Source organism: Clavibacter sp. (assembly GCF_014802555.1).
GTDB lineage: Bacteria > Actinomycetota > Actinomycetes > Actinomycetales > Microbacteriaceae > Clavibacter > Clavibacter sepedonicus.
Map to the genome: position 1 here is coordinate 13,905 of NZ_JAAVCB010000123.1, position 21,686 is coordinate 35,590.

A 21,686-nucleotide genomic window follows, 5' to 3' on the forward strand; every position below is an offset into this window, starting at 1 on the left:
CGTCGTGAGGTGCGCAAGCTCCGCGGATCAGGTGCCCGCCGCCTCCACGGGCGCCGTCGTCATCGCCTGCAGCCCCGTGACCCGCAGCAGATCGAGCCGCGCCTCGTCCGTGCTGCCGGGCTCCGCCGTGTAGACGACGATGCGGAGGTCGCTGCCAGGCACCGAGAGGGTGTCGCAGTCGATGGTGATGGGGCCGACCGGCGTGCTCGTGACGGTCTTGCGGCTCGACCGGTGCTCGGCGACGCGCGCCTCGCTCCAGCGCCGTTCGAACTCGGGCACCTCGGCACGCAGCCGGGCCACGAGCCGGGCGAGCGAACGGTCCGCCGGGTAGCGACCGACGGCGGTGCGGAGATCCGCGGCGAGGTCGCGCGCGAACTCCTCCTCGTGCGCGGCGTCGAAGTCGGTGCCCGCGTGCCCCTGGGTGAAGTAGGTCCAGACGAGGTTGCGATCCCAGCCGGTGCGGGTCGACGGATCCCCGTTGAGCGCGGCCCACAGCGGATTCCAGAGGAGCATGTCGTGCGTCGCCGTGAAGACCGCCATGGGCACGTCCCCCAGCCGGTCGATGATGCGGTGCACGCCCGGCGGGATGTGCCGCGGCACCTCGCCGCGTCCGGGCGGGGCGACGCCCGCCACCCGGTGCAGGTGGTCGCGCTCGTCCTCGCTGAGGCGCAGCGCGCGGGCGAGCGCGCCGAGCATCTGCGGCGACGGGTTCACCGAGCGGCCCTGCTCGAGCCGCACGACGTAGTCGACGCTCACGCCCGCCAGCGCGGCGAGCTCCTCGCGGCGGAGGCCCGCGGTGCGGCGGTGGGATCCCTGGGGCAGGCCCACGTCCGCCGGCTGCACGCGCTCGCGCCAGGAGCGGAGGATGCTCGCGAATTCGGTCATGCCCCCATCCTGCGCGGGGGGAGGCGGATCAGCCTGGTACCGCCGGTCCTCCCGTCGACCGGTGCCTGGGCGATGCGGCGGGCGGGGCGCAGGCTCGACCCATGACCACCACGCTGATCACCGGATCCAACCGCAGCCTCGGCCTCGAGACCGCGCGCCGCCTCATCGAGGCCGGCCACACCGTCTACGCCGGCATGCGCGACACGGCCGACGGCGACGCCGCCCGCGCCCTCGGCGCCCACCCCGTGCAGCTCGACGTCGACGACCAGGCCTCCGTCGACCGCGCGCTCGCCTCGCTCCCGGCGCTCGACGTGCTCGTCAACAACGCCGGCATCCTCGGCGACTCGCAGGGCGTCGACGACCTCACCCCGGAGGCGATGCTGGCCGTGCTGCAGACGAACGTCGTCGCCGTGGTGCGCGTGACGCAGGCCGCGCTGCCGCTGCTCCGGGAGTCCGCCGCCCCCGTGATCGTGAACGTCTCCTCGGGCGTCGGCTGGCCGCGCGCCCTGGCTGGCTACGGCACCGACGAGAGCCACGTGATGACGATCCCGTACGCGACGTCGAAGGCCGCCCTCATCACCGCGACCGTGCAGTACGCGAAGAACCTGCCCGGCTTCCGGGTCAACGCCACCGACCCCGGCTACACGGCCACCGACTTCAACGGGAACACCGGCCACCAGACCGTGACCGAGGGCACCGACGCGACCGTCGCGATGGCGCTCGTGGGACCGGACGGGCCGACCGGCGAGTTCCACAGCCGGCACGGGCGCATCGAGTACTGAGGTCGGTCGCGCGCTGCGTCCGACGCCGCGATCGCGGCCGCTGCCGGGTAGCGTCGGAGCGTGACCTGGCCCGCGCTGCACATCACCCGATCCGTCGACGCGGACGTGGCGTCCGTCGTGGCCGTAGCGGGCGACCCCGCGCGGCTGCCGGAGTGGGCGGCGGGCGTCAGCTCGGGGATCCGGCTCGAGGGCGGGCGCTGGCTGTCGGACTCACCGATGGGCACTGTCGAGATCGCGTTCGCGGGCCCGCGCGAGCTCGGGATCCTCGACCACGACGTGACGCTCCCCGACGGCACCGTCGTGCGCAACCCGCTGCGCGTCCTCCCGAACGTCGACGGCAGCGAGGTCGTGTTCACGCTCTTCCGCCGGCCGGGCATGACCGACGTCGCCCTCGCGGAGGACGCGGCGCTCGTCGCGGAGGACCTCGATCGGCTCGCGGCGTTGGTCGCCCGCGGCTGATCCGCTCACCCGCCTGCCCGCTACCGTCGTCGCATGCCGTCCGCCCGCCTCGCCGCCCCCGAGGACCGCACCGCCCGGCTCGACCTCCACCGGCCGACGGTCGCCGACGCCGCCGAGGTGCACGCGATCCTCTCCGACCCCGCCGTCTGGACCCACTACCCGTCGCTGCGCGTGACCGACCCCGCGCAGACCGACCGCTTCCTCCGCGCGCGGGTCGAGGGCTGGGAGCGCGACGGCCTCGGCACCTGGACCGTGCGGGAACGCGACGCCCGCGCGGTCGTCGGATTCGGCGGCTGCAGCATCGCGCACGACGCCTTCTGGAACCTCGGCTACCGCTTCTCGCCGACCGTGCACGGCCGCGGCTACGCGACCGAGATGGCGACGCGGGCGATCGAGCGGGCGTGGATCCACCGCCCAGAGCTGCCCGTGGTCGCGTACCTCGTGGCGCACAACCACGCGTCGGCGGCCGTGGCCGAGAGGGCGGGCCTCACGCTCTCGCACCGCGGGCCGGATCCGGGCAACCCCGATCCCGCCGTCATGCGCCTCGTCTACGCCGACCGGGCGCTCACCGACGAGGAGCGGGACGCGACGATGCGCTGATCCTGGCTGCGACCGGCTCCGCGCGCCGCCTGCGCCAGGCCCCGACCTCGGCCACGAGGATCCGCGTCCCCGCCAGCAGTACGAGCGCGACCGCCGTCACGACGATCAGCGGCGGCATCAGGAAGCCGAGCCCGATCAGCGGGTGCTCCATCCCGAGAGCGGGCCAGCCCATGTCCACCCATCGGTCGGCGAGGAGCAGCAGCGCCGCCATGACGACGAGCTCCCCCGACAGCACCCCGATCGTGATCCGCGTCCCGAGTCGCATGCCGCCCCCTGCCGCCCTCGTCCGTCGACTCCCTGCCGAGCCGCCACCCTCGCACGGTTCCCCCGCCCGCGGAAGGCGCGCGCCCCCGCCCGGCCCCGCGCCACACTGGATCCATGAGCACCGCCGCCGACGCCCTCGCCCGCCTCGTCGAAGGCATCGACCGCGAGCGGCTGGGCGCGTACGGCGTCGTCGTGCGGGTCGGCGCCGACGAGGTCGCGCACCGCTGGCGGAGCGACGACCGCGAGAACCTCTACTCCGTGTCGAAGGGCGTGTGCGCGCTGGCCATCGGCATCGCGGTGGATGAGGGGATCCTCGCGCCCGACACCCGCGTCCCCGAGCTGCTGCCGGCCCTCGACCTCGGCGCCGGCGTCGATCAGGTCACCGTCGAGCACCTCCTCACCATGACCAGCGGCATCGACTTCGCCTGGTTCGGCGACGAGCCCGTGCCCGGCCCCGACCTCGCGCAGGCGATGCTCAGCGGGCCGAGCCGCGGCCGCGTATTCCAGTACAGCGATGCCAGCCCCTACGTCGCGATGCGGATGCTCGCCGCCGCGGTCGGCGACGTGCGCGACTGGCTCCTCCCGCGCCTCTTCGAGTCGCTCGGCATCGACAACCCGCAGTGGCACCGCTGCCCGCTCGGCTTCATCGTGGGCGGCAGCGGCCTGGAGCTCCGCACGGGCGAGCTCGCGCGCATCGGCCGGCTGCTGCGCGACCGCGGCGCGTGGGAGGGCCGGCAGCTCGTGAGCCAGGAATGGGTCGACCGGATGCACGGATCCTGGGTCGCCACCGGCGCCGATCCCGCCGCTCCCTTCGCCCGATACGGCCTCGCGACCTGGGACGGCCCCGGCGACGCCTGGCGCCTCGACGGCCGCTACGGGCAGTACGTGCTGGTCGACGGATCCCGCGACGCTGTCGTCACCATCACGGCCCACGAGGAGGAGCGGGACCATCTGCTCGCCGAGCTGGCGGCGGCGGCCGTCGCGGACGCGGCGCCCGTCGTCGGCTGAGCGGCCGGAACCCGGTCGATTCACGGGACTGGTAACATTACCAAGATGTCCGGCGCTTGGTAACATTACCGACATGCGTGACGCGACCGACAACCCCTTCAGCCCCGGCTCGGACACCGTCCCGGAAATCTGGGCCGGCCGCATCGAGCAGCTCGGCGATTGGCGCGACGTGGTCCGCCCCCGGCTCCTCCGGGGCCTCCCCGAGCGAGGCCGTACCGTGCTCGGCGAGCCCGGGCTCGGCAAGTCCGCCCTCGTGCGCCGCATCGCGTGGTCTGCCGACCGCGACGGGGACTGGGTCACGCCGCAGCTGCGCATCCCCCTCGGCACGGATCCCCTCAAGCCGGTCGCGGCGGCCGTGCTGGAGCTCGCGCAGGCTGCGGGCCTCTCCTCCCTGCGCGAGAAGCGCATCAAGGAGGCCATCGCCCGCGTCGAGTCGGTCGCGGCGGCGGGGCTGTCGCTCACCATGCGCGGGGGATCCGACCAGGACGGCCCCGAGCCGCACGCGGCGCTGACCGCGCTCCTCGTCGAGGTGGGTCGCGCGGCGATGCGGCACGAGAAGGTCGCCCTGGTCCACGTCGACGAGGTGCAGAACATCAGGGACGAGCGGACGCTCTCCCAGCTCCTCATCGCGCTCGGCGACGCCATCACGCACGAGGAGGAAGTCCCGATACCGGGCGGTGCCCGAGTCCGCCGGTCCCTGCCGATCGCTGTGTACCTCACCGGCCTACCGGACTTCGAGGACCGGGCTGGCGCGCACAAGGGGGCGACCTTCGCTCGGCGCTTCCGCACGACCATCCTGACGGCCATCGACGACGAGGACATCCGTGCCGCGCTGCAGGACTTCGTCATGCCCGGTTGGGAGGTCGCGGACGACTCCGGGCGCACCCGCCTCATCCGCATGGACCAGGATGCCGCCGCCGCGATCGTCGATCTGTGCCGCGGGGAGCCGTTCCTCTTCCAACTGGCCGGGGAGCGCGCCTGGTACGCCGGATCCGGGACGACCATCACCCGGGCCGAGGTCCACGCGGGCTGGCGGGGTGCGGAGCGCGAGGCGACCGCGCATGTCGAACGCATCCTCGAGCGGCTTTCGCCGCGGGAGCGCGCCTTCGTGGAAGCGATGGCCGCGCTGCCCGCCGAGGAGCGCACGCTCACCCGCATCGCGAAGGAGATGGGCCGATCGAGGGCCGCGGAGGTCGGCACCACGGCGCAGCGCTTGGATACCGTGCGCGGGATCATCGACCGGGGCACGTCGTACGGCTTCCGGCACCGCGCCATCGAGGCCCACCTCACGAGCGACTGGCCGCGTGTCGGCTGAGGCGGCCGGCTCGCCTCTGCGCCATCACGCGGGCCACCACCCGCTGAGCGCCACCACCTCCGCCGCGATCTCCGCGACCGTCCGCCCGTCGGTCGCCACGCGGTGCACCGCGTCCGACGCGCCTGCCTCCAGCCGCGGCGCCGCCGTCGCGCTCCGCTCGATCGCCTCCGCCAGCCCCGACCCGATCTCGCGCCCGGCCAGCCGCGCGGCCGCCGTCGCGTCGTCGGCCGTGAGCAGCACGCCGACCGCCTCGACCTCGCCGCCGAGCGCCGCCGTGAGCCCGGCAGCTCGAGCACGCTGACGGTGTTCGTGTAGATCACGCGCGTCCAGCCGGCGTCGCGGTAGTTGCGCCACACGGCCGCGAGGTTCCGCTCGGCCAGCGGGATCCCCTGCCGCCACGGCTCTGGGTGGGCCTGGTCGAGCGCATCGCCCTCGATGAGCGCGTGCGCGATGTCGGCCGACGCGAGGATCCGCGACACCTCCGCCGCCACCGTCGTCTTGCCGACGCCCGAGCGCCCGCCGAGGAAGAGCGCCTGCGTGCGGGATCCGGAGTCCATCCGGACAGGGTCGCACGGGCGTGCGCGGACGCGCCGCGACCGGCGTTGACACGTCGCCCGCGGCCCCGGGACAATGGGCGGACGTTGTTCTTACAACGTTGTAACGGCTCGGATCCACCCGGCACGACCGGCGTCGATCGGCCCCGCTCCCGATGATGTGAAGGACCACCCCATGACCGACGCCCGCCCCACGGCCGACGCCCGCACCGCACCCGACGCCCGGATCGCCATCGACCGCACCGCCGTCGTCGCCCCCGTCAACCGACGCACCTTCGGCTCGTTCGTCGAGCACCTCGGCCGCTGCGTCTACGACGGCATCTACGAGCCCGGCCACCCCACCGCGACCGCCGACGGCTTCCGCGGCGACGTCGTCGACCTCGTCAAGGAGCTCGGCACCGGCGCCATCCGCTACCCCGGCGGCAACTTCGTCTCCGGCTACCGCTGGGAGGACGGCGTCGGCCCGCGCGAGGACCGCCCCAAGCGCCTCGACCTCGCCTGGCACTCGCTCGAGACCAACGAGGTCGGCCTCGACGAGTTCGCACGCTGGTGCGAGCTCACCGGTAGCGAGCTGATGATGGCCGTCAACCTCGGCACGCGCGGCGTGCTCGAGGCCCTCGACATCCTCGAGTACTCGAACCACCCGGGCGGCACCGCGCTCTCCGACCAGCGCATCGCCAACGGGTCGCCCGAGCCGCACAACGTGAAGATGTGGTGCCTCGGCAACGAGATGGACGGCCCGTGGCAGGTCGGCCACATGACCGCCGACGACTACGGCAAGCTCGCGAACCGCACCGCCGGCGCCATGAAGATGGTCGACCCCACGCTCGAGCTCGTCGCGTGCGGCAGCAGCGGATCCGGCATGCCGACCTTCGGCGAGTGGGAGCGCACCGTGCTCGAGCACGCGTACGACAACGTCGACTTCATCTCCGCGCACGCCTACTACCAGGAGCGCAAGGGCGACCTCGGCAGCTTCCTCGCCTCCTCGCTCGACATGGAGTACTTCATCCGCACGGTCGTCGCGTCGGCCGACCAGGTCAAGTACCGCCGCAAGAGCGACAAGACCATCAACATCTCGTTCGACGAGTGGAACGTCTGGTACCTCGACGAGCACCAGGAGTCCGGCGTCATCACCGAGGGCTGGCCCTACGCGCCGCACCTGCTCGAGGACGTCTACTCGGTCGCGGACGCGGTCGTGCTCGGCAACCTCATGATCACGCTGCTGAAGCACAGCGACCGGGTCACGTCGGCCAGCCTCGCGCAGCTCGTGAACGTGATCGCGCCGATCATGACGGAGAAGGGCGGCGACGCCTGGCGCCAGACCACGTTCTTCCCGTTCTCGGTGACGAGCCGGCTCGCGCAGGGCGAGGTGCTGCGCCCCCGGATCGACGTGGGCACGTACGAGACCGAGGTGCACGGCACCGCGCCGCTCGTCGACTCGGTCGCGACCTTCGACGAGACCACCGGCCGCGCCGCGGTCTTCCTCGTGAACCGCAGCCTGGCGGAGGCCCTCACCATCGAGGTCGACGTCGCCGGCCTCGCCGTCTCCGAGGTGCTCGAGGCCGTGGGGATCCACGACGAGGACGTCTACGCGAAGAACACCTTCGAGGACCGCGAGCGCGTGGGCCTCACGCCGAACGCCTCGGCGACGCTCGCCGACGGCACCCTCACGATCACGCTGCCGCCCGTGTCGTGGACGGCCGTGTCGCTCGGCTGATCCGCGCCCGCTCGACCACGCGCCCGTCGCGCCGCCTCCGCGGCCGGCGGGCGTCGTGCACTCCGGGTCAGCGCCCGTCCCGGCCCCGGTACAGCGTCATGAGCGTCGCCGAGATGCGGCCGCCCGGGCCGAGCTTGTGGCCGTTCGCCTCGAGCCAGGCGCGGGCAGCGGCGCGCTCGCCGGTCGGGGCGGTGCCGGCGGTGACGCCTGCGGCTCGCGCGGGCTCGTCGTGGATCGGCGTGATCGTCACCGTGGTGTGCCGCCCGGCCGCGACGTACGGCGCGAGCGCGGCGTGCAGGGCGCGGGCGTCGGCGGGAGCGAGGTCGATCTCGTGCACGACGCCGTCGAGGCCGAAGCGCACCGTCTCGGTCGCGTCGGGTGTCGCGCCGCCCGCCGCGCCGCCGCGCTCGTCGTCATCGCGCGGATCCACGTCGTCGGTCATGCCTTCTCCTCGAGCTCTCGATCCCCTCCGGCAGCCTAGGTCGCCGCGGCGACAGCGCCTGCGGCGCACATGAGAACGATTCTCTTCTAGGCTGAGCGGATGGATCCCCACCGCGATGCCCGCCCGTCCGTCGTCCGCGGCGGGCTGGCCGTCACCCTCGTCTCGGCGAGCGATCTCGGTGCCGCGTCGCGCGTCGCCGCGGCCGCCGTCGGCGCACCCGCATCCGCGCCGCCCGCGGTCGTCGAGGCGCCGGGCGGCGACAGTGGCGACCTCGGCGCCGGCCTCGCCGAGGGCCTCATCGCGGACGCCGACGACGGTCGCCGCGGGCTCGCGGTCGTCGCGCTCGAGCCCGCCGCGGATCCGCTCGAGGTCGCGCTCGTGCTCGAGCACGTCGTCGAGGCGCGGCACCCCGGGGCCACTCCCATCGGCATCCTCGACGTGGTCGCGGTCTCCTCCGTCGCCGAGATCCGCGACCTGCTGCTCGACCCGGGCGACGCCGACGCGACACCGTTCGACGCGGCCGAGCGGTTGGCCGGGCGGCTCGAGTGCGCGAGCGTCGTGGTGCTCGACGACCTGGATCCCGACCGCCCCACCGCCGATGCCCGGCGAGCCGTCGCCCTGCTCGCGCACCTCGCCCCGGACGCCCGCGTCGTCGCCACGGCCGACCGGGACTCGCTCGCGCCGGCACCCCTGCGCATCGGTCGCGGGCGCGCCCGAGGGCTCGCCGCGGGCACGGGCTGGCAGGTCGCGCTTGCGGGCGAGGCCGCGGCGACCTCGGCCGGCGGGATGGGCGTGCACGTCTTCCGCGACCCGCGCCCGTTCCACCCCGGCCGCCTGCACGCGGCCGTCGCGCACGACCTCGTCCCGGGCCCCGTCGGCCGGATCGTCCGCTCGCGCGGGCTCGTGCGCCTCGCGACCCGGCCCGCGACGGTCGGCTCGTGGGCGACCGCGGGCGACGTGCTGAGCCTCGACCCGACCGCCATGCGCAGCTGGGACGCCGACTCGCCGGCCGGGCAGGAGATCGCGTTCGTGGGCGAGCACCTCGACGGCGCCCTGCTCGACGGGATCCTCGGCGCGTGCCTCCTCGCGCCCGCCGAGCTCGTGGCCGGGCCCGATGCCTGGCACGGGTACGCGGATCCGTTCCCCGTCTGGGACACCGAGCACCGGCACTGACGCGGGCCGTGCGGGCGTCCGTCACGACGGACCCCTCGGGATCGCGCGCTCACGCGACGGCGCCGCCTCCGCGGGGGAGGCGGCGCCGTCGCGCGGGCTCACGCGGTGAGCCGATCCGGGTGATCCGGGTGTCGCCGATCACGCACCCGGAGCGCAGTGCGGGTCCTGGCCGGGGATCGGGTAGTCGGGCGCGATGCAGCCGTGGAAGTACCCGGCGCCCGACGCGGCGGCCGTGGTGTCGACGCCGGTGGCGGCGTGCGCGGCCATCGGGCTGAGCACGAGCGCCGCGCTGAGCGCGCCGAGCGCGAGGGCAGAGCGCGCGGCGGTCGAGGGGCGGCGCGAGGCGGTCCCGGTCGTGGTCATGGTGCATCTCCTTGTTCTCGTGGGGGGCGGAGCGCGCCGCTGCGGACGTGCACGAGCGGCGGGCGACGACACGAGGGTGGGAGCCCGCGGTCGGCCCGGATCGGCGCGCGCGTCATCTGTGGAGGGCTCCCGCGTGATCCCGCTGCACCGCAGGGCCCTTGCCGATCCCGCAAGGAGTCATGCGCGCCGCGATTGGACGCGACAGCCTCGAGCCATGGACATCACGCAGCGCATCGAAGGTCAGCAGAAGTGGGACGCGGTCGTCATCGGCGGCGGAGTGGCGGGATCGAGCGCGGCGCTCATGCTCGCGCGGGCCCGCCGCAGCGTGCTCGTCGTGGACGCCGGCCAGCCCCGCAACGCGGTCGCCGCGCACATGCACGGAGTGCTCGGGCACGACGGCAAGCCACCTCGGCAGCTGATCGCCGAGGGGCGGCGCGAGATCGAGGGCTACGGCGGCGTCGTGGTCGACGGGCGGGTGGAGCGGGTCGCGGCCCTCGAGGATCCGGCCGGCCCGCGCTTCCGCGTGACGCTCGACGGCGGCGCCGAGGTCACGGCCCGCCGCGTGATCCTCGCGGCCGGCCTCGCCGACGTCCTGCCCGAGGTCCCCGGCCTCGCCGCGCACTGGGGCGCGGGCGTCGTCGTCTGCCCCTACTGCGACGGATACGAGGTGCGCGACCGCCGCATCGGGGTGCTCGCGACCGGGCCGGGCAGCCTCCACCACGTGCAGATGCTGCGGCAGTGGTCGGCCGACATCACGTTCCTCGTCGCGGGCGGCACGGCCGACGGCGCACCGCTGGAGATCGACGCCGCGACCCGCGCGGGCATCGACGCCCGTGGCATCCGCGTGGAGGAGGCCGCGGCCGTCCGCGTGCTCGGCGAGCGCGGCGCGCTGGAGGGCGTGGAGCTCGCCGACGGCCGGATCCTCGAGCTCGACTCGCTGTTCGCCATGCCGGGCGTCGCGCCCCGTGACGGGTTCGCCCGCGCGCTCGGCGCCGCGACCGAGGAGACGCCCTGGGGTCCGTTCGTCGCGGCGGATCCGACGGGCCAGACGAGCGTGCCCGGTCTCCTCATCGCGGGCAACGCGTCGAGCGGATCCGCGAACGTGCCCGTGGCCATGGCGGCCGGCACCATGGCGGGCGCGATGGCGAACGCGGGGATGGTCACGGAGGACGTGGCGATCGCCGTGGCGGCGGCGCCAGCGGCCGTCGCCCGGTAGCGCTGGGTCGGATCCCGAAGTAAACTTGAGTCCGCACGACTCAAGTAATACCGAAGGGGAACGCAGTGGCCAACATGCAGGGCGCACCCGCCACCGACGAGAACGCGAAGACCGCGCTCGAGCAGTACGGGGTGAACCTGACCGAGATCGCGAAGAGCGGCAAGCTCGACCCGGTCATCGGACGCGACGCGGAGATCCGGCGCATCAGCCAGGTGCTCACGCGGCGCACCAAGAACAACCCGGTGCTCATCGGCGAGCCCGGCGTCGGCAAGACCGCCGTCGTCGAGGGCCTCGCGCAGCGCATCGTCGCGGGCGACGTGGCCGACTCGCTCAAGGGCAAGCAGCTGGTGTCGCTGGACCTCGCGGCGCTCGTCGCCGGAGCCAAGTACCGCGGGGAGTTCGAGGAGCGGCTGAAGGCGGTGCTGAAGGAGATCGACGACGCCGACGGCGAGATCATCACGTTCGTCGACGAGCTGCACACGCTCATGGGGGCGGGCGGCGGCGAGGGATCCGTGGCCGCGTCGAACATGCTGAAGCCCATGCTCGCGCGCGGCGAGCTGCGCCTCATCGGCGCGACCACGCTCGACGAGTACCGCCAGTACATCGAGAAGGATGCCGCCCTCGAGCGCCGGTTCCAGCAGGTGTACGTGGGGGAGCCCTCCGTCGAGGACACCATCGCGATCCTCCGTGGGCTCAAGGGCCGGTACGAGGCGCACCACCAGGTGCCCATCACGGATGCGGCGCTCGTCGCGGCCGCGTCCCTCTCGAATCGCTACATCCCCGCCCGCCAGCTGCCCGACAAGGCCATCGACCTCATCGACGAAGCCGCGTCGCGGCTGCGGATGGAGATCGACTCGTCGCCCGTGGAGATCGACGAGCTGCGGCGCGCGGTCGACCGGATGCGGCTCGAGGAGCTCGCGCTCAAGCGCGAGAAGGACGAGGCGTCGAAGGCGCGGCTCGCGAAGCTGCGCGAGGACGTCGCGGCGCGCGAGCAGACGCTCGGCGAGCTGCAGCGCCGCTGGGAGGCGGAGCGGGCCAGCGTCAACCGCGTCGGCAAGCTGAAGGACGAGCTCAACGAGCTGCGGATCCGCGCCGAGCGGGCCCAGCGCGAGGGCAACCTGGAGAAGGCGTCGCGCCTGCTCTACGGCGAGATCCCCGTGATCGAGCGCGAGGTCGCGCAGGCGGAGGCCGCCGAGTCGGTGCCGTCGGCCGAGGACCGCATGGTGAACGAGCAGGTGACGGCCGAGGATGTGGCGGCGGTCGTCGCGGCGTGGACGGGGATCCCCGTCGGCCGGCTGCTCCAGGGCGAGACCGAGAAGCTGCTGCACCTCGAGCAGGAGCTGGGCAAGCGGCTCATCGGGCAGAAGCAGGCCGTGCGGGCCGTCGCGGACGCGGTGCGGCGCACGCGGGCCGGCATCTCGGATCCCGACCGGCCCACCGGGTCCTTCCTCTTCCTCGGGCCCACGGGCGTCGGGAAGACGGAGCTCGCGAAGGCGCTCGCCGAGTTCCTGTTCGACGACGAGAAGGCGATGGTGCGCATCGACATGAGCGAGTACGGCGAGAAGTTCGCCGTGTCGCGGCTCGTCGGAGCGCCTCCCGGGTACGTCGGCTACGAGCAGGGCGGCCAGCTCACCGAGGCCGTGCGGCGGCGCCCGTACTCGGTGGTGCTGCTCGACGAGGTCGAGAAGGCGCACCCCGAGGTGTTCGACGTGCTGCTGCAGGTGCTCGACGACGGCCGGCTCACCGACGGCCAGGGCCGCACGGTCGACTTCCGCAACGTGATCCTGGTGCTCACCAGCAACCTCGGCTCGCAGTTCATCAGCGACGCCACGCTGCCGCTCGACCAGCGCGAGCAGGCCGTGCAGCAGCTCGTGCGCCAGACGTTCAAGCCGGAGTTCGTGAACCGGCTCGACGACATCGTGGTGTTCCAGACGCTGTCGATGGACGACCTCGCGCAGATCGTGGAGCTCTACATCGACCGGCTCGGCGTGCGCCTCTCGGACCGCCGGCTCGCGCTCGGCGTCACGCCCGACGCGCGCCGCTGGCTCGCCGAGCGCGGCCACGATCCGCTGTACGGCGCGCGCCCGCTGCGCCGCCTCATGCAGCGCGAGATCGACGACCGCCTCGCGCGCGAGCTGCTCGCGGGCGACATCCGAGACGGCGACGCGGTGCGGGTCGACCTCGCACCCGACGGCGACGGCCTCACGGTCGCGCGCGCGTGGAGCGACGAGCCGGAGGATGCGGCGCCCGGCGCCTGACGCCCGGCGTCCGATCTCGATGCGGCCCGCCGCGCTCGTCCGTCAGTGGCGCGCGGCGGGCCGGATCCGACCGCCGGAGATCTCCAGCACCTCGTCGCTGAGGGCATCGATGTGCTCGCGTTCGTGGCTGGTGAAGAGGATCGTCGTGCCGATCGCATTCTGCCGGTGCAGCTCCTCGGTCAGACGCTCGACGCTCTCGGCATCCAGCGCGTTGTAGGGCTCGTCGAGCAGTAGCACCTCGGGCCGTTCCATGAGCGCCTGCGCGAGCGACAGCTTCTGCTTCATCCCGATCGAGTAGCTGCGGACGCGGGTGCGGGAGTCCGGGTCGAGCCCCATCGCCCGCATCGCGTCGCGCACCTCGTCGACGGTGATCCGCTTCCGGATCGCGGCTAGCTCGGTCAAGTTCTGCAGCCCCGTGCGATGGGCCAGGTACGCCGGCCCGTCGATGATCGCGCCGAAGCGGTCGGGGAATGTGCGGCCCGGCGACAGGAGAGCGGGATCGATGTCGATGACGCCGGCGTCCGGCCGCAGGAACCCGCAGATCAGCTTGAACAGCACGGACTTGCCGCAGCCGTTGGGGCCGACGAGGCCGTAGGTGCGGCCGCGTTCCAGCGCGAGGTCGACCCCCTCGAAGAGGGTGACGCCGCGGAAGCCCTTCGTGACGCCGGTGAGGGTGATGATCGCCATGGTTCTCCTTGTCGAGATCTACGCGTGCGGGACGGTGCGGACGAGCGCGGACAGCGCGAGGCGGAGAAGGGCAGCTGCGAGTGCCAGCGTCAGGGTGGCCTGCCCGACTGCGTCCCACCCGCCTCGGGTCACGGCCATGTCGGCGAGCTGTACGGGCAGCCACGTGCTCGTTCGGAGCTGGAGGGCCCCGCCGGCGACGATCACCGCGATCGTGATCAGCCCCGCCGCGGCACCGCGCGCGAGCCAGGCGACGACGAGCGTGCCCGTCGAGTAGGCGGAGAGCTGCAGCATGCCGCCGACGGCGAAATGGCAGGCGAGGAGAGCGAGGCGGTCGGCATCGGGGAGCAGCGCGGCGGATCCGGTGGACATCGCGACGGCGAGACCTGCCGCGGCGATCGTCGCCAGGTACGCCGCCGCGGCACGCACGTGGTGAGCGGTCCGCGAACGCGCCCAGCGAGCCGGCGATCCGTGGCGGAGCAGCCGCTGGTACGCCACCCCGCCTGACTCCTCGGACTCGCGCAGCTGGACGACGAACGCGAAGCCCCCGTAGACGATCAGACCGCCCAGGCACCGCAGGATCGTCCCGTCGCCGGAGAGGGCGTCGGCGAGCCGGTCCGCGGCGGACGAGCCGAGCGAGGGGTCGGCCGGCAGCAGCATCAGCCCCGTGAGGGCGCCGATCGCGGCGACCGCGAGCACGATCCATGCCCTCACGGCCGTCGCCGGCCGATGAGAGCGGGCAGGGAACGGCGCCGGCGATCCATGCCCCGCAGGACGACGACGCACACGGCGCATGCGGCGAGCGTGATCGCCCAGCTGACGGCGGCGGCGCCGGGAGCGGCCACGATCGAGAGGACGGTCGTGAGCTGTCCCAGGTTGAGCGGTGAGCCCGCGTCGACGAATCCAGCGGCCGACAGCAGCGCGATCACCGCGACCGCGACCGCGAAGGCGACGTCGATGCCGCGGACGGGTGACACCAGGTGCAGCGTGAGCGAGATGAGCTGAAGGACGAGGAGCAGGCTGATGGCCAGGACGACCGTCGCGACGAGCGCCGCGAGCCACGGCCAGCCCGGACTCTGCAGCTCCACCGGATAGCTGTCGATCCCGTGGCTGCCGTCGTCCGCCGCGGGCAGGCCGAGAGTCGTGACGTACATCGCGGCCAGCACCACGGGCACGACGGCGAGCGCCCACAGGAGACCGTCCCGGCAGGCGGCGCCGACGGCCCTCATGTAGCTCCCGTGACGGATCAACCTCTGGGCTCCGGTGTCGGCAGGCGCGCGCACGACGAGGGCGACGAGCCACACGGTGAGCACCACGTTCGCGAGGAAGCGGGTGTCGGTGACGTCGTCGAGCATGGCCTTGGTCTGCGTGAGGTGCACGGCTCGACCGGACGTCTCCTCGAAGGCGCGCGCGTAGGAGCCCGATGCGACGGCGAGGACGGCGATGACGAGCGATGGGACGCTCGCGGACCGGTCGAAGAGGGTTACGACAGGCGGCCGCTGTGCGGGGCTCGGCGGATGACGACGGCGGCGATCGCCGAGACCACGAGCGCGAGGACGAGTGTCGGGAGCATCATCTGCAGGTCGGAGTCGTAGGACAGGCCGTACGCGCTCGCCGAGTAGTAGAGAGCGAGTCGCGGCATGCCCACGACGGCGGCGGCGAAGGTCTGTCCGAAGACCAGGAGCATGGGCGCGGCGAGCGCGAGGAGACGATTGCGGATGAGGAGCAGGGCGGTGATGCCCATCACCGCGTAGACGGCTCCGCAGAACCCGGTCCAGGTCGAGAAGACCAGGCCGAAGGGGATGTCGCCGAGCCGCAGCACGGCGCCGAAGCCCGTCTGGTGGCGGCTGTACTCGGCGGCCGCTGCTGCATCCATGTAGGACATCGACGGATCGATGCCGGGGTTCCCGATGAGAGGCAGGACGTGGAAGGCCAGGAGATAGGGGACGAAGGACATCAGGAACGCGAGAGCGAAGCCGACCGCGCCGGCCTGTCCCAGGCGCGCCAGGATGAGCGCCCGCACCGGGCGACGGAGCCGCTGAGCGCCGATAAAGCGGTGGGCGAGGTCAGAGGAGAAGCGCGTGCACGTCACGACCACGATGGCGAGCGGCAGGAGGATGAGCCAGGGCGTGAGCATCGCGGATCCGAACGCCTGAAAGTGATCTCGCGAGATGGAGTGCGCGACGACCTTGTTCAAAGACGGGACGGTCGTCGAACAGAGAGCCACGGCCCCGATGATCTGCACGGCCCCGACCGTCCTGCGTCGATTGGTAATGGTCATGGTGGGGTCTTCTTCTCCTTCACGCGTACTCGGATGGAGGGCGCGGGCCCCGTGGGGCCCGCGCCTCCGATCAGTTGCTGTGCCAGGACCCGATGGCCTCGACTCGGACGAGGGCGTATTCGCTCGTGTGGAGCTGGAGATGGACGGTGGTCCCGCCGATGAACGGGGCGTCCAGGGGCGCCGATTCGCCGTCTCCGATGGTGTTCGTATCCGCCCCGCAGGTGCCATTCCCCTGATTTCAGATGCGCGCGTTCATGTGGTAATCCGAGCCCACCGAATCGAGGTGGACCGCCGCTGAGGTGCTCGTGAACACCTTGTTCTGCGCTGCGGAGTTCCAGGGCTGCTGGAGGTTCGGCACGATGGCGTCGAAGTGCGAGTCGCCGGTTCCGGCGTAGGCGGCGCTTCCGGCCCCGACGATGAGGCAGACGAGAGCGGTGGTGGAGAGGGTTTTCGTGGTGATGCGCATGAGGATCCGTTTCTGCGATGAGGTGCGTGGCGGCGTTTCATGGCGACCACGAGGTCATCGGCAGCGTCATCGCGTGCGTGGATCATGCAGCAGTTCTGGTGTCGAGGGAGGCCTCGAGGTTCGTCATCGGCGCGTCAGGAGCGCCGACGAGGGCGACTCTAGAAGTGCGGCCGCGATCGGAGGCCGGTTCTCCACAGGAGCTCCTCGAGGGGGACGTGCGCTGGACCGGTGCCGTGCGCGGCGGCCCGTGTCGCCCGCCGGATCAGACCGCCGTCACCCGCAGGATCGCGATCGACTCGGGCAGCATCCCCGGGGCGTGCAGGCCGGAGGCCGCGAGCGCCTGGCCCGTCAGCTCGACGCCGTCCCACCAGGCGGGCGCGGTGAAGCCCGGTTCGGGGGTGTCCACGCGCACGGGCTCCACGCGGTAGCGGCGCGCGGGATCGAGGCCCGGCAGCAGGAAGCGGCCGCGCGGGGAGACCTCGGAGCGGCCGACCGACGCGAGGAAGAACAGCGCCGCGTCGGACGACGACGCGACCGCGCCGTAGACGAGGAGCGTCGGGTCGCTCTCGTCGGCGCGGACGACCGTGCCCGTGTGCATCAGCGCGCGCTCCTCCTTGTAGAGGGCGATCCACGCGGCGAGGTCGGCGTTCTCCTCGTCGGTGGCCTGCGCGAGGTCCCACTCGATGCCGAGGTGGCCGTACAGCGCCGAGCCCGCGCGGAAGGCGAGGCGGTGCGCGCGGCCGGTGGTGTGGCTGACGCCGGACGCGATGTGGGAGCCGAGGAGCTCGGGCGGGAGGAGCTGCATGGTCCAGCGCATCATCGTCTGGCGGTCGAGGGGGTCGATGCAGTCGGAGACCCACACGCGGTCGGTGCGCTCGAGCACGCCGAGGTCGACGCGGGCTCCGCCGGAGGAGCACGACTCGATCTCGAGGCCGGGGAAGCGCGCCCGCAGCTCGTCCATGAGGCGGTACGCCGCGAGCGTCTGCAGGTGCACGCCCGCCTGGCCGCGCGGGGAGATGCCGGCGTCGACGAGGTCGCGGTTGTGGTCCCACTTGATGTAGGCGATGTCGTTCTCGGCGAGGATCGCGGTCATCCGCTCGAGCACGTAGGAGTACGCCTCGGGGATCGCGAGGTCGAGCACCTGCTGCTGGCGGGCGCGCACGGGGAGGCGGCCGCCGGTCTGCATGATCCACTCGGGGTAAGCGCGCGCGAGGTCGGAGTCCTCGTTCACCATCTCGGGCTCGAACCACAGGCCGAACTCCATGCCGAGGCCCGTGACGTGGTCGATGATCGGGCCGAGGCCGTCGGGCCAGACGCCCTCGTCGAGGTACCAGTCGCCGAGGCCCGCGTGGTCGTCGCGGCGGTGGCGGAACCAGCCGTCGTCGAGCACGTAGCGCTCCACGCCGAGGGCCGCCGCGCGATCCGCGAGGTCGGTCAGGCGCGCGAGGTCGTGGTCGAAGTAGACGGCCTCCCACACGTTGATGGTCATGGGCCGGTCGCGGCGCGGGTGCGTCTCGCGGGCGCGCAGGTGGCGGTGGAAGCGGGCGGCCTGGTCGTCGAGGCCGTGGCCGAACGCCGCGTAGACCCACGGGCTCGCGTACGACTCGCCCGCGGCCAGCCGCACCTCGCCGGGGAGCAGCAGCTCGCCGCCGCCGATCACCTGCCGGCCGGTGGAGAGGCGCTCGGCGTAGTGCCGGTGGTTGCCGCTGAACGCGACGTGCACGCCGCGCACGTCGCCGTGGCGGAAGCCGAAGCCGGGCGTGCCGACGGACAGCAGGGTCGCGGCGTCGGGTCCGGTGCGGCCCTTGCGGCCCTCGCGCTCGTGGATCCCCACCACCAGCTCCCGGCGCTGCGGCGTGCGCTCGAGGCCCCAGCGTCCGGCGAAGTCGAGGATCTCGCGGGCCTCGGGCGGCAGCGGCAGCGCGAGCGTGACGCCGCCGAGGTCATAGGTCGTGTCGCCGAGGTTCGTGGCCTCCGCGCGCTTGCGGACGAGGCCGGACGCCAGCAGCTCGACGTCGAGAGCGAGGCCGAGCCCCGCGACCTCGTCGACCGCGTCGACGTGCACGAGCGCGGGGCCGGTGGACGCGGATCCCGGGCGCCCGTCGACGCCGACGGGGAGCGGATCGCCGTCGACGGTGGCCGAGGTGACGCGGAAGAGCGGCGACCAGTCGGCGCCGTCGCGGTGGCCCTCGAGGCCGGGCTTGCCCGTCCACGAGGTGTGCGCCTCGGGCAGGATCGCGAGGCGGATGGGATCGTCGGCGACGCTGCCCGCGAACGGCGCGAGGTCCGCGCGCACCATGGTCTCGAGGTCGGCCGGGGTGGTGTCGCCGAGGTCGGCGCCCCAGTGCACGACGGCCGGGAGGCGGCCCTCCGTGAGGTCGAGCACGAGCGAGACGCCGGATGCCCGGAGGTGGAGGAGGGCGGAGGGGACGGCGGTGTCGGGCATGGTGCTCCTCGCGTCGATGCGGGTGGGGATGGATCCATCCTCCCGTGCCGACGCGGATGCGCGCGCTGAGGCGGCGCGCGTGCCGTCAGTCCAGGTCCTCCAGCGCCGGCACGGCCGTCCCGTCCTGCCGGTCGGCGCTGACGCTCGTGCCCGGCTGCGACCGGCGGGCGCGCAGGGTGTGGGCGCGGATCCGCTCGACGGCCTCCGGGTCGCGCAGCTCGTCCTCCGACGGCCCCACCGGCTCCGCCACGATCTGGCTGGCCGGGCCGATGAGGAGATCGACCGAGCCCACCCCGCCCTGGGGCAGCCAGACGGGCACCGTCACGGTCGCCGCCGCCGCGCCCGCGCGCGCGAGCTCCTGGGCGCACTCGACGACCGCCCGGGCGATGTCGTCGCCCGTCAGATAGCGCCCGTCGGCGTAGTGGATGGTGTGCACGCCTTCAGTGAAGGCCATCCCACCCCCGCCGCCTAGGGCCTTGCCGCCAGCGGACAGGGGGTGGAGGGTCCGCCGCGCGCGGGCGCGCACCCGGGCCGTCCGCCCGCCGTCGGTACGCTCGGCGGATGACCTACGCCGCTCATCCCGATCGCTACTCCTCCATGCCGTACCGCCGCTCCGGCCGCAGCGGGCTGAAGCTCCCCGAGCTCTCGCTCGGCCTCTGGCACAACTTCGGCACCGCCCGCCCGATCGACACCCAGCGCGCCATCGTGCGCCGCGCGTTCGACCTCGGCATCACGCACTTCGACCTCGCCAACAACTACGGCCCGCCTCCCGGCAGCGCCGAGACCGCGTTCGGCCGGATCCTCGCCGAGGACCTCCGCCCGTACCGCGACGAGATCGTCATCTCCTCCAAGGCCGGCTACCTCATGTGGGACGGCCCCTACGGCGAGTGGGGATCCCGGAAGTCGATGCTGGCGTCGCTCGACCAGAGCCTCGGCCGCATGGGCCTCGAGTACGTCGACGTCTTCTACTCGCACCGGCCGGATCCCGAGACGCCCATCGAGGAGACCATGGGCGCGCTCGCGACCGCGGTGCACCAGGGCAAGGCGCTGTACGCGGGCATCAGCAACTACTCGCCCGAGCAGACCGAGCGCGCGGTCGCGGCGCTCGCCGAGCACAAGGTGCCGCTGACCATCCACCAGCCGAGCTACTCCATGTTCAACCGGCACGTCGAGGGCGGGCTGCTGCCCGTGCTGGAGGAGGCGGGATCCGGCTGCATCGTGTTCTCGCCGCTCGCCCAGGGGCTGCTCACCGACCGGTACCTGTCGGGATCCATCCCCGCCGACTCGCGCGCCGCCACGAGCGGGTTCCTCGACGAGTCCGCCGTCTCCTCCGTCTACCTCGAGCGGGCGCGCGGCCTGCAGGCCGTGGCCGAGGGGCGCGGGCAGACGCTCGCGCAGCTCGCGCTGTCGTGGGTGCTGCGGCACCCGGGGATCACGAGCGCGCTCATCGGCGCGTCGAGCGTGGAGCAGCTGGAGCAGAACGTGGCCGCCGCGGGCGCTCCCGCGCTGACCGACGACGAGCTGGCGGCCATCGAGCCGCTCGCGGTCGACGGCACCGGGCGCTGATCCGCGGATGACGGACGCACCCGCCCCCTCGACCGCGCTGGCCGACCGCGTCGCGCGGATCCTCGACGCGCAGGGGATCGTCGACGGCCACGACGACCTCGTGTGGGCGCTCCGCGAACGCGCGGTGCGGGAGGGCGGGCCGAGCGCGTCCGTCGCCGACGACGTGATCGCGCGCCTCGCGGTGGAGGATGCCGTGCCCGGCCTGCACACCGACCTGCCGCGGCTCGCCCGCGGCCGGGTGGCTGCCCAGTTCTGGTCGGTGTGGGTGCCAAACCTGCCCGGGATCGACCCGGTGCGCTCGACCATCGAGCAGATCGACGTCGTGCGCCGCCTCGTCGCCGCGCACCCCGATCGGCTCGCGCTCGCCGTGACGGCCGACGACGTGGACCGCGTCGTCGCCTCCGGCCGCGTCGCGTCGCTGCTCGGCATGGAGGGCGGCCACTCGATCGGCGGATCCCTCGGCGCGCTCCGCACGATGCGCGCGCTCGGCGTCCGGTACATGACCCTCACGCACAACGCGAACGTGGCCTGGGCCGACTCGGCCACCGACGCACCCGTGCACCACGGCCTGAGCGCATCCGGCGAGCGGGTCGTCGCCGAGATGGAGCGGATCGGCATGCTCGTCGACCTCTCGCACGTGTCGGCCGACGTGATGCGGCACGCGCTGCGGATCGCCCGCCGGCCGGTGCTGTTCTCGCACTCCGGGGCGCGCGCCGAGTGCGACGTGCCGCGGAACGTGCCCGACGACGTGCTCGCCGCGCTGCCCGCGAACGGCGGCGTCTGCATGGCCACGTTCGTGCCGCAGTTCGTGTCGCCCGCGGTGGCTGCGTGGCACGACGAGACGCTGGCGCTGGCCGTGTCGGAGGGCGTGGATCCGCGTGACCACGAGGGCGTGCAGGCCGTCGCCGCCCGCCGGCCCGGGGAGCGGCCGCGCGCGACGCTGGCCGACGTCGTGCGGCACGTGGAGCGGATCCGCGAGGTCGCCGGGCCCCGGCACGTGGGCCTCGGCGGCGACTACGACGGCGTCGACTGCACGCCCGACGGGCTCGACGACGTGTCGCGCTACCCCGCGCTCATCGCGGCGCTCGCCGAGCGCGGCTGGTCGGACGACGACCTCCGCGCGCTCGCGGGCGGCAACGCGTTGCGCGTGCTGCGGGCCGCCGACGCGGACGACGACGTGTCGCGCGCGGACGCGGACGCGGGGGCG

General features: G+C 73.4%; 23 protein-coding genes. 11 read left to right on the forward strand and 12 right to left on the reverse strand.

Annotated features, from left to right (window positions below; genetic code table 11):
• Window positions 1–27: 27 nt before the first annotated feature.
• Window positions 28–885 carry a helix-turn-helix transcriptional regulator gene (locus HDR73_RS13575; protein ID WP_012298293.1) on the reverse strand — a complete coding sequence of 286 codons (858 nt, stop codon included), beginning with the start codon at window positions 883–885 and terminating at the stop codon, window positions 28–30.
• 101 nt (window positions 886–986) lie between these two features.
• Here HDR73_RS13575 and HDR73_RS13580 point away from each other — a divergent pair, with 101 nt between their 5' ends.
• Genes HDR73_RS13580 through HDR73_RS13590 form a run of 3 tightly spaced genes read left to right on the forward strand, consistent with a single transcriptional unit; the run spans window position 987 to window position 2,726 of the window.
• Window positions 987–1,667 (forward strand): SDR family NAD(P)-dependent oxidoreductase, encoded by a 681-nt coding sequence (locus HDR73_RS13580; protein WP_012298294.1) that lies wholly within the window; start codon window positions 987–989, stop codon window positions 1,665–1,667.
• Between the two features lie 60 nt (window positions 1,668–1,727).
• A complete protein-coding gene (locus HDR73_RS13585) occupies window positions 1,728–2,126 on the forward strand; it encodes a polyketide cyclase (RefSeq protein WP_012298295.1) in 399 nt (132 codons plus the stop codon).
• 33 nt (window positions 2,127–2,159) lie between these two features.
• Window positions 2,160–2,726 (forward strand): GNAT family N-acetyltransferase, encoded by a 567-nt coding sequence (locus HDR73_RS13590; RefSeq protein WP_012298296.1) that lies wholly within the window; start codon window positions 2,160–2,162, stop codon window positions 2,724–2,726.
• Here the strand turns inward: HDR73_RS13590 and HDR73_RS13595 are convergent.
• Window positions 2,692–2,991: a hypothetical protein gene (locus HDR73_RS13595; RefSeq protein WP_012298297.1), complete on the reverse strand. Its 300-nt coding sequence runs from the start codon at window positions 2,989–2,991 to the stop codon at window positions 2,692–2,694. The two genes, HDR73_RS13590 and HDR73_RS13595, sit on opposite strands and share 35 nt — an antisense overlap.
• Before the next feature lie 113 nt (window positions 2,992–3,104).
• On the opposite strand from HDR73_RS13595, the gene HDR73_RS13600 reads away from it, so the two are divergent.
• Window positions 3,105–3,998 (forward strand): serine hydrolase domain-containing protein, encoded by an 894-nt coding sequence (locus HDR73_RS13600; RefSeq protein ID WP_012298298.1) that lies wholly within the window; start codon window positions 3,105–3,107, stop codon window positions 3,996–3,998.
• Between the two features lie 73 nt (window positions 3,999–4,071).
• Window positions 4,072–5,313, forward strand: coding sequence for a P-loop NTPase family protein (locus HDR73_RS13605; RefSeq protein ID WP_012298299.1), 1,242 nt, complete (start codon window positions 4,072–4,074; stop codon window positions 5,311–5,313).
• A gap of 24 nt (window positions 5,314–5,337) precedes the next feature.
• On the opposite strand, the gene HDR73_RS13610 is transcribed toward HDR73_RS13605, so the two are convergent.
• Complete coding sequence (locus tag HDR73_RS13610; RefSeq protein WP_041464394.1) at window positions 5,338–5,553, reverse strand: hypothetical protein; 216 nt, start codon at window positions 5,551–5,553, stop codon at window positions 5,338–5,340.
• A 489-nt stretch (window positions 5,554–6,042) separates the two neighbouring features.
• Here HDR73_RS13610 and arfA point away from each other — a divergent pair, with 489 nt between their 5' ends.
• Window positions 6,043–7,584: an arabinosylfuranosidase ArfA gene (arfA, locus tag HDR73_RS13615; protein WP_012298300.1), complete on the forward strand. Its 1,542-nt coding sequence runs from the start codon at window positions 6,043–6,045 to the stop codon at window positions 7,582–7,584.
• A gap of 67 nt (window positions 7,585–7,651) precedes the next feature.
• On the opposite strand, the gene HDR73_RS13620 is transcribed toward arfA, so the two are convergent.
• Entirely contained in the window at window positions 7,652–8,026 is a 375-nt protein-coding gene (locus HDR73_RS13620; protein ID WP_012298301.1) for an Lsr2 dimerization domain-containing protein, read from the reverse strand.
• A gap of 99 nt (window positions 8,027–8,125) precedes the next feature.
• On the opposite strand from HDR73_RS13620, the gene HDR73_RS13625 reads away from it, so the two are divergent.
• The gene (locus HDR73_RS13625) at window positions 8,126–9,199 is read left to right on the forward strand and encodes a GTP-binding protein (protein ID WP_012298302.1); all 1,074 of its coding nucleotides are present in this window, start codon (window positions 8,126–8,128) and stop codon (window positions 9,197–9,199) included.
• Between the two features lie 138 nt (window positions 9,200–9,337).
• Here HDR73_RS13625 and HDR73_RS13630 read toward each other — a convergent pair whose 3' ends face one another.
• Window positions 9,338–9,562, reverse strand: coding sequence for a hypothetical protein (locus HDR73_RS13630; RefSeq protein WP_041464395.1), 225 nt, complete (start codon window positions 9,560–9,562; stop codon window positions 9,338–9,340).
• A 214-nt stretch (window positions 9,563–9,776) separates the two neighbouring features.
• Here HDR73_RS13630 and HDR73_RS13635 point away from each other — a divergent pair, with 214 nt between their 5' ends.
• Together HDR73_RS13635 and HDR73_RS13640 are read left to right on the forward strand one after the other, a co-directional pair.
• Entirely contained in the window at window positions 9,777–10,778 is a 1,002-nt protein-coding gene (locus HDR73_RS13635; RefSeq protein ID WP_012298303.1) for an NAD(P)/FAD-dependent oxidoreductase, read from the forward strand.
• Between the two features lie 65 nt (window positions 10,779–10,843).
• A complete protein-coding gene (locus HDR73_RS13640; protein WP_012298304.1) occupies window positions 10,844–13,036 on the forward strand; it encodes an ATP-dependent Clp protease ATP-binding subunit in 2,193 nt (730 codons plus the stop codon).
• A gap of 42 nt (window positions 13,037–13,078) precedes the next feature.
• Here the strand turns inward: HDR73_RS13640 and HDR73_RS13645 are convergent, their stop codons facing one another.
• The 7 genes from HDR73_RS13645 to HDR73_RS13675 form a co-directional block, all read right to left on the reverse strand.
• Window positions 13,079–13,723 (reverse strand): ATP-binding cassette domain-containing protein, encoded by a 645-nt coding sequence (locus tag HDR73_RS13645; RefSeq protein ID WP_012298305.1) that lies wholly within the window; start codon window positions 13,721–13,723, stop codon window positions 13,079–13,081.
• Window positions 13,724–13,741: 18 nt separating this feature from the next.
• Window positions 13,742–14,434, reverse strand: a complete 693-nt coding sequence (locus tag HDR73_RS13650) for a hypothetical protein (RefSeq protein WP_012298306.1) — start codon at window positions 14,432–14,434, stop codon at window positions 13,742–13,744.
• The gene (locus HDR73_RS13655) at window positions 14,431–15,099 is read right to left on the reverse strand and encodes a hypothetical protein (protein ID WP_041464397.1); all 669 of its coding nucleotides are present in this window, start codon (window positions 15,097–15,099) and stop codon (window positions 14,431–14,433) included. The genes HDR73_RS13650 and HDR73_RS13655 overlap by 4 nt, the downstream gene beginning before the upstream one ends.
• A 104-nt stretch (window positions 15,100–15,203) precedes the next feature.
• On the reverse strand, window positions 15,204–16,001 hold the full coding sequence (locus tag HDR73_RS13660) for a hypothetical protein (RefSeq protein WP_133064113.1): 798 nt from the start codon (window positions 15,999–16,001) through the stop codon (window positions 15,204–15,206).
• Window positions 16,002–16,239: 238 nt separating this feature from the next.
• Window positions 16,240–16,467 (reverse strand): hypothetical protein, encoded by a 228-nt coding sequence (locus HDR73_RS13665; RefSeq protein ID WP_041464399.1) that lies wholly within the window; start codon window positions 16,465–16,467, stop codon window positions 16,240–16,242.
• A 262-nt stretch (window positions 16,468–16,729) separates the two neighbouring features.
• Window positions 16,730–18,913 carry an alpha-galactosidase gene (locus HDR73_RS13670; protein ID WP_012298307.1) on the reverse strand — a complete coding sequence of 728 codons (2,184 nt, stop codon included), beginning with the start codon at window positions 18,911–18,913 and terminating at the stop codon, window positions 16,730–16,732.
• 85 nt (window positions 18,914–18,998) lie between these two features.
• Entirely contained in the window at window positions 18,999–19,367 is a 369-nt protein-coding gene (locus HDR73_RS13675) for a hypothetical protein (protein ID WP_041464400.1), read from the reverse strand.
• A gap of 107 nt (window positions 19,368–19,474) precedes the next feature.
• Here HDR73_RS13675 and HDR73_RS13680 point away from each other — a divergent pair, with 107 nt between their 5' ends.
• Both HDR73_RS13680 and HDR73_RS13685 read left to right on the forward strand, forming a co-directional pair.
• Window positions 19,475–20,479 (forward strand): aldo/keto reductase, encoded by a 1,005-nt coding sequence (locus HDR73_RS13680; protein WP_012298309.1) that lies wholly within the window; start codon window positions 19,475–19,477, stop codon window positions 20,477–20,479.
• Window positions 20,480–20,486: 7 nt separating this feature from the next.
• Window positions 20,487–21,686: dipeptidase (locus HDR73_RS13685; protein ID WP_287136467.1), on the forward strand; the 1,200-nt coding region annotated here is incomplete at its 3' end.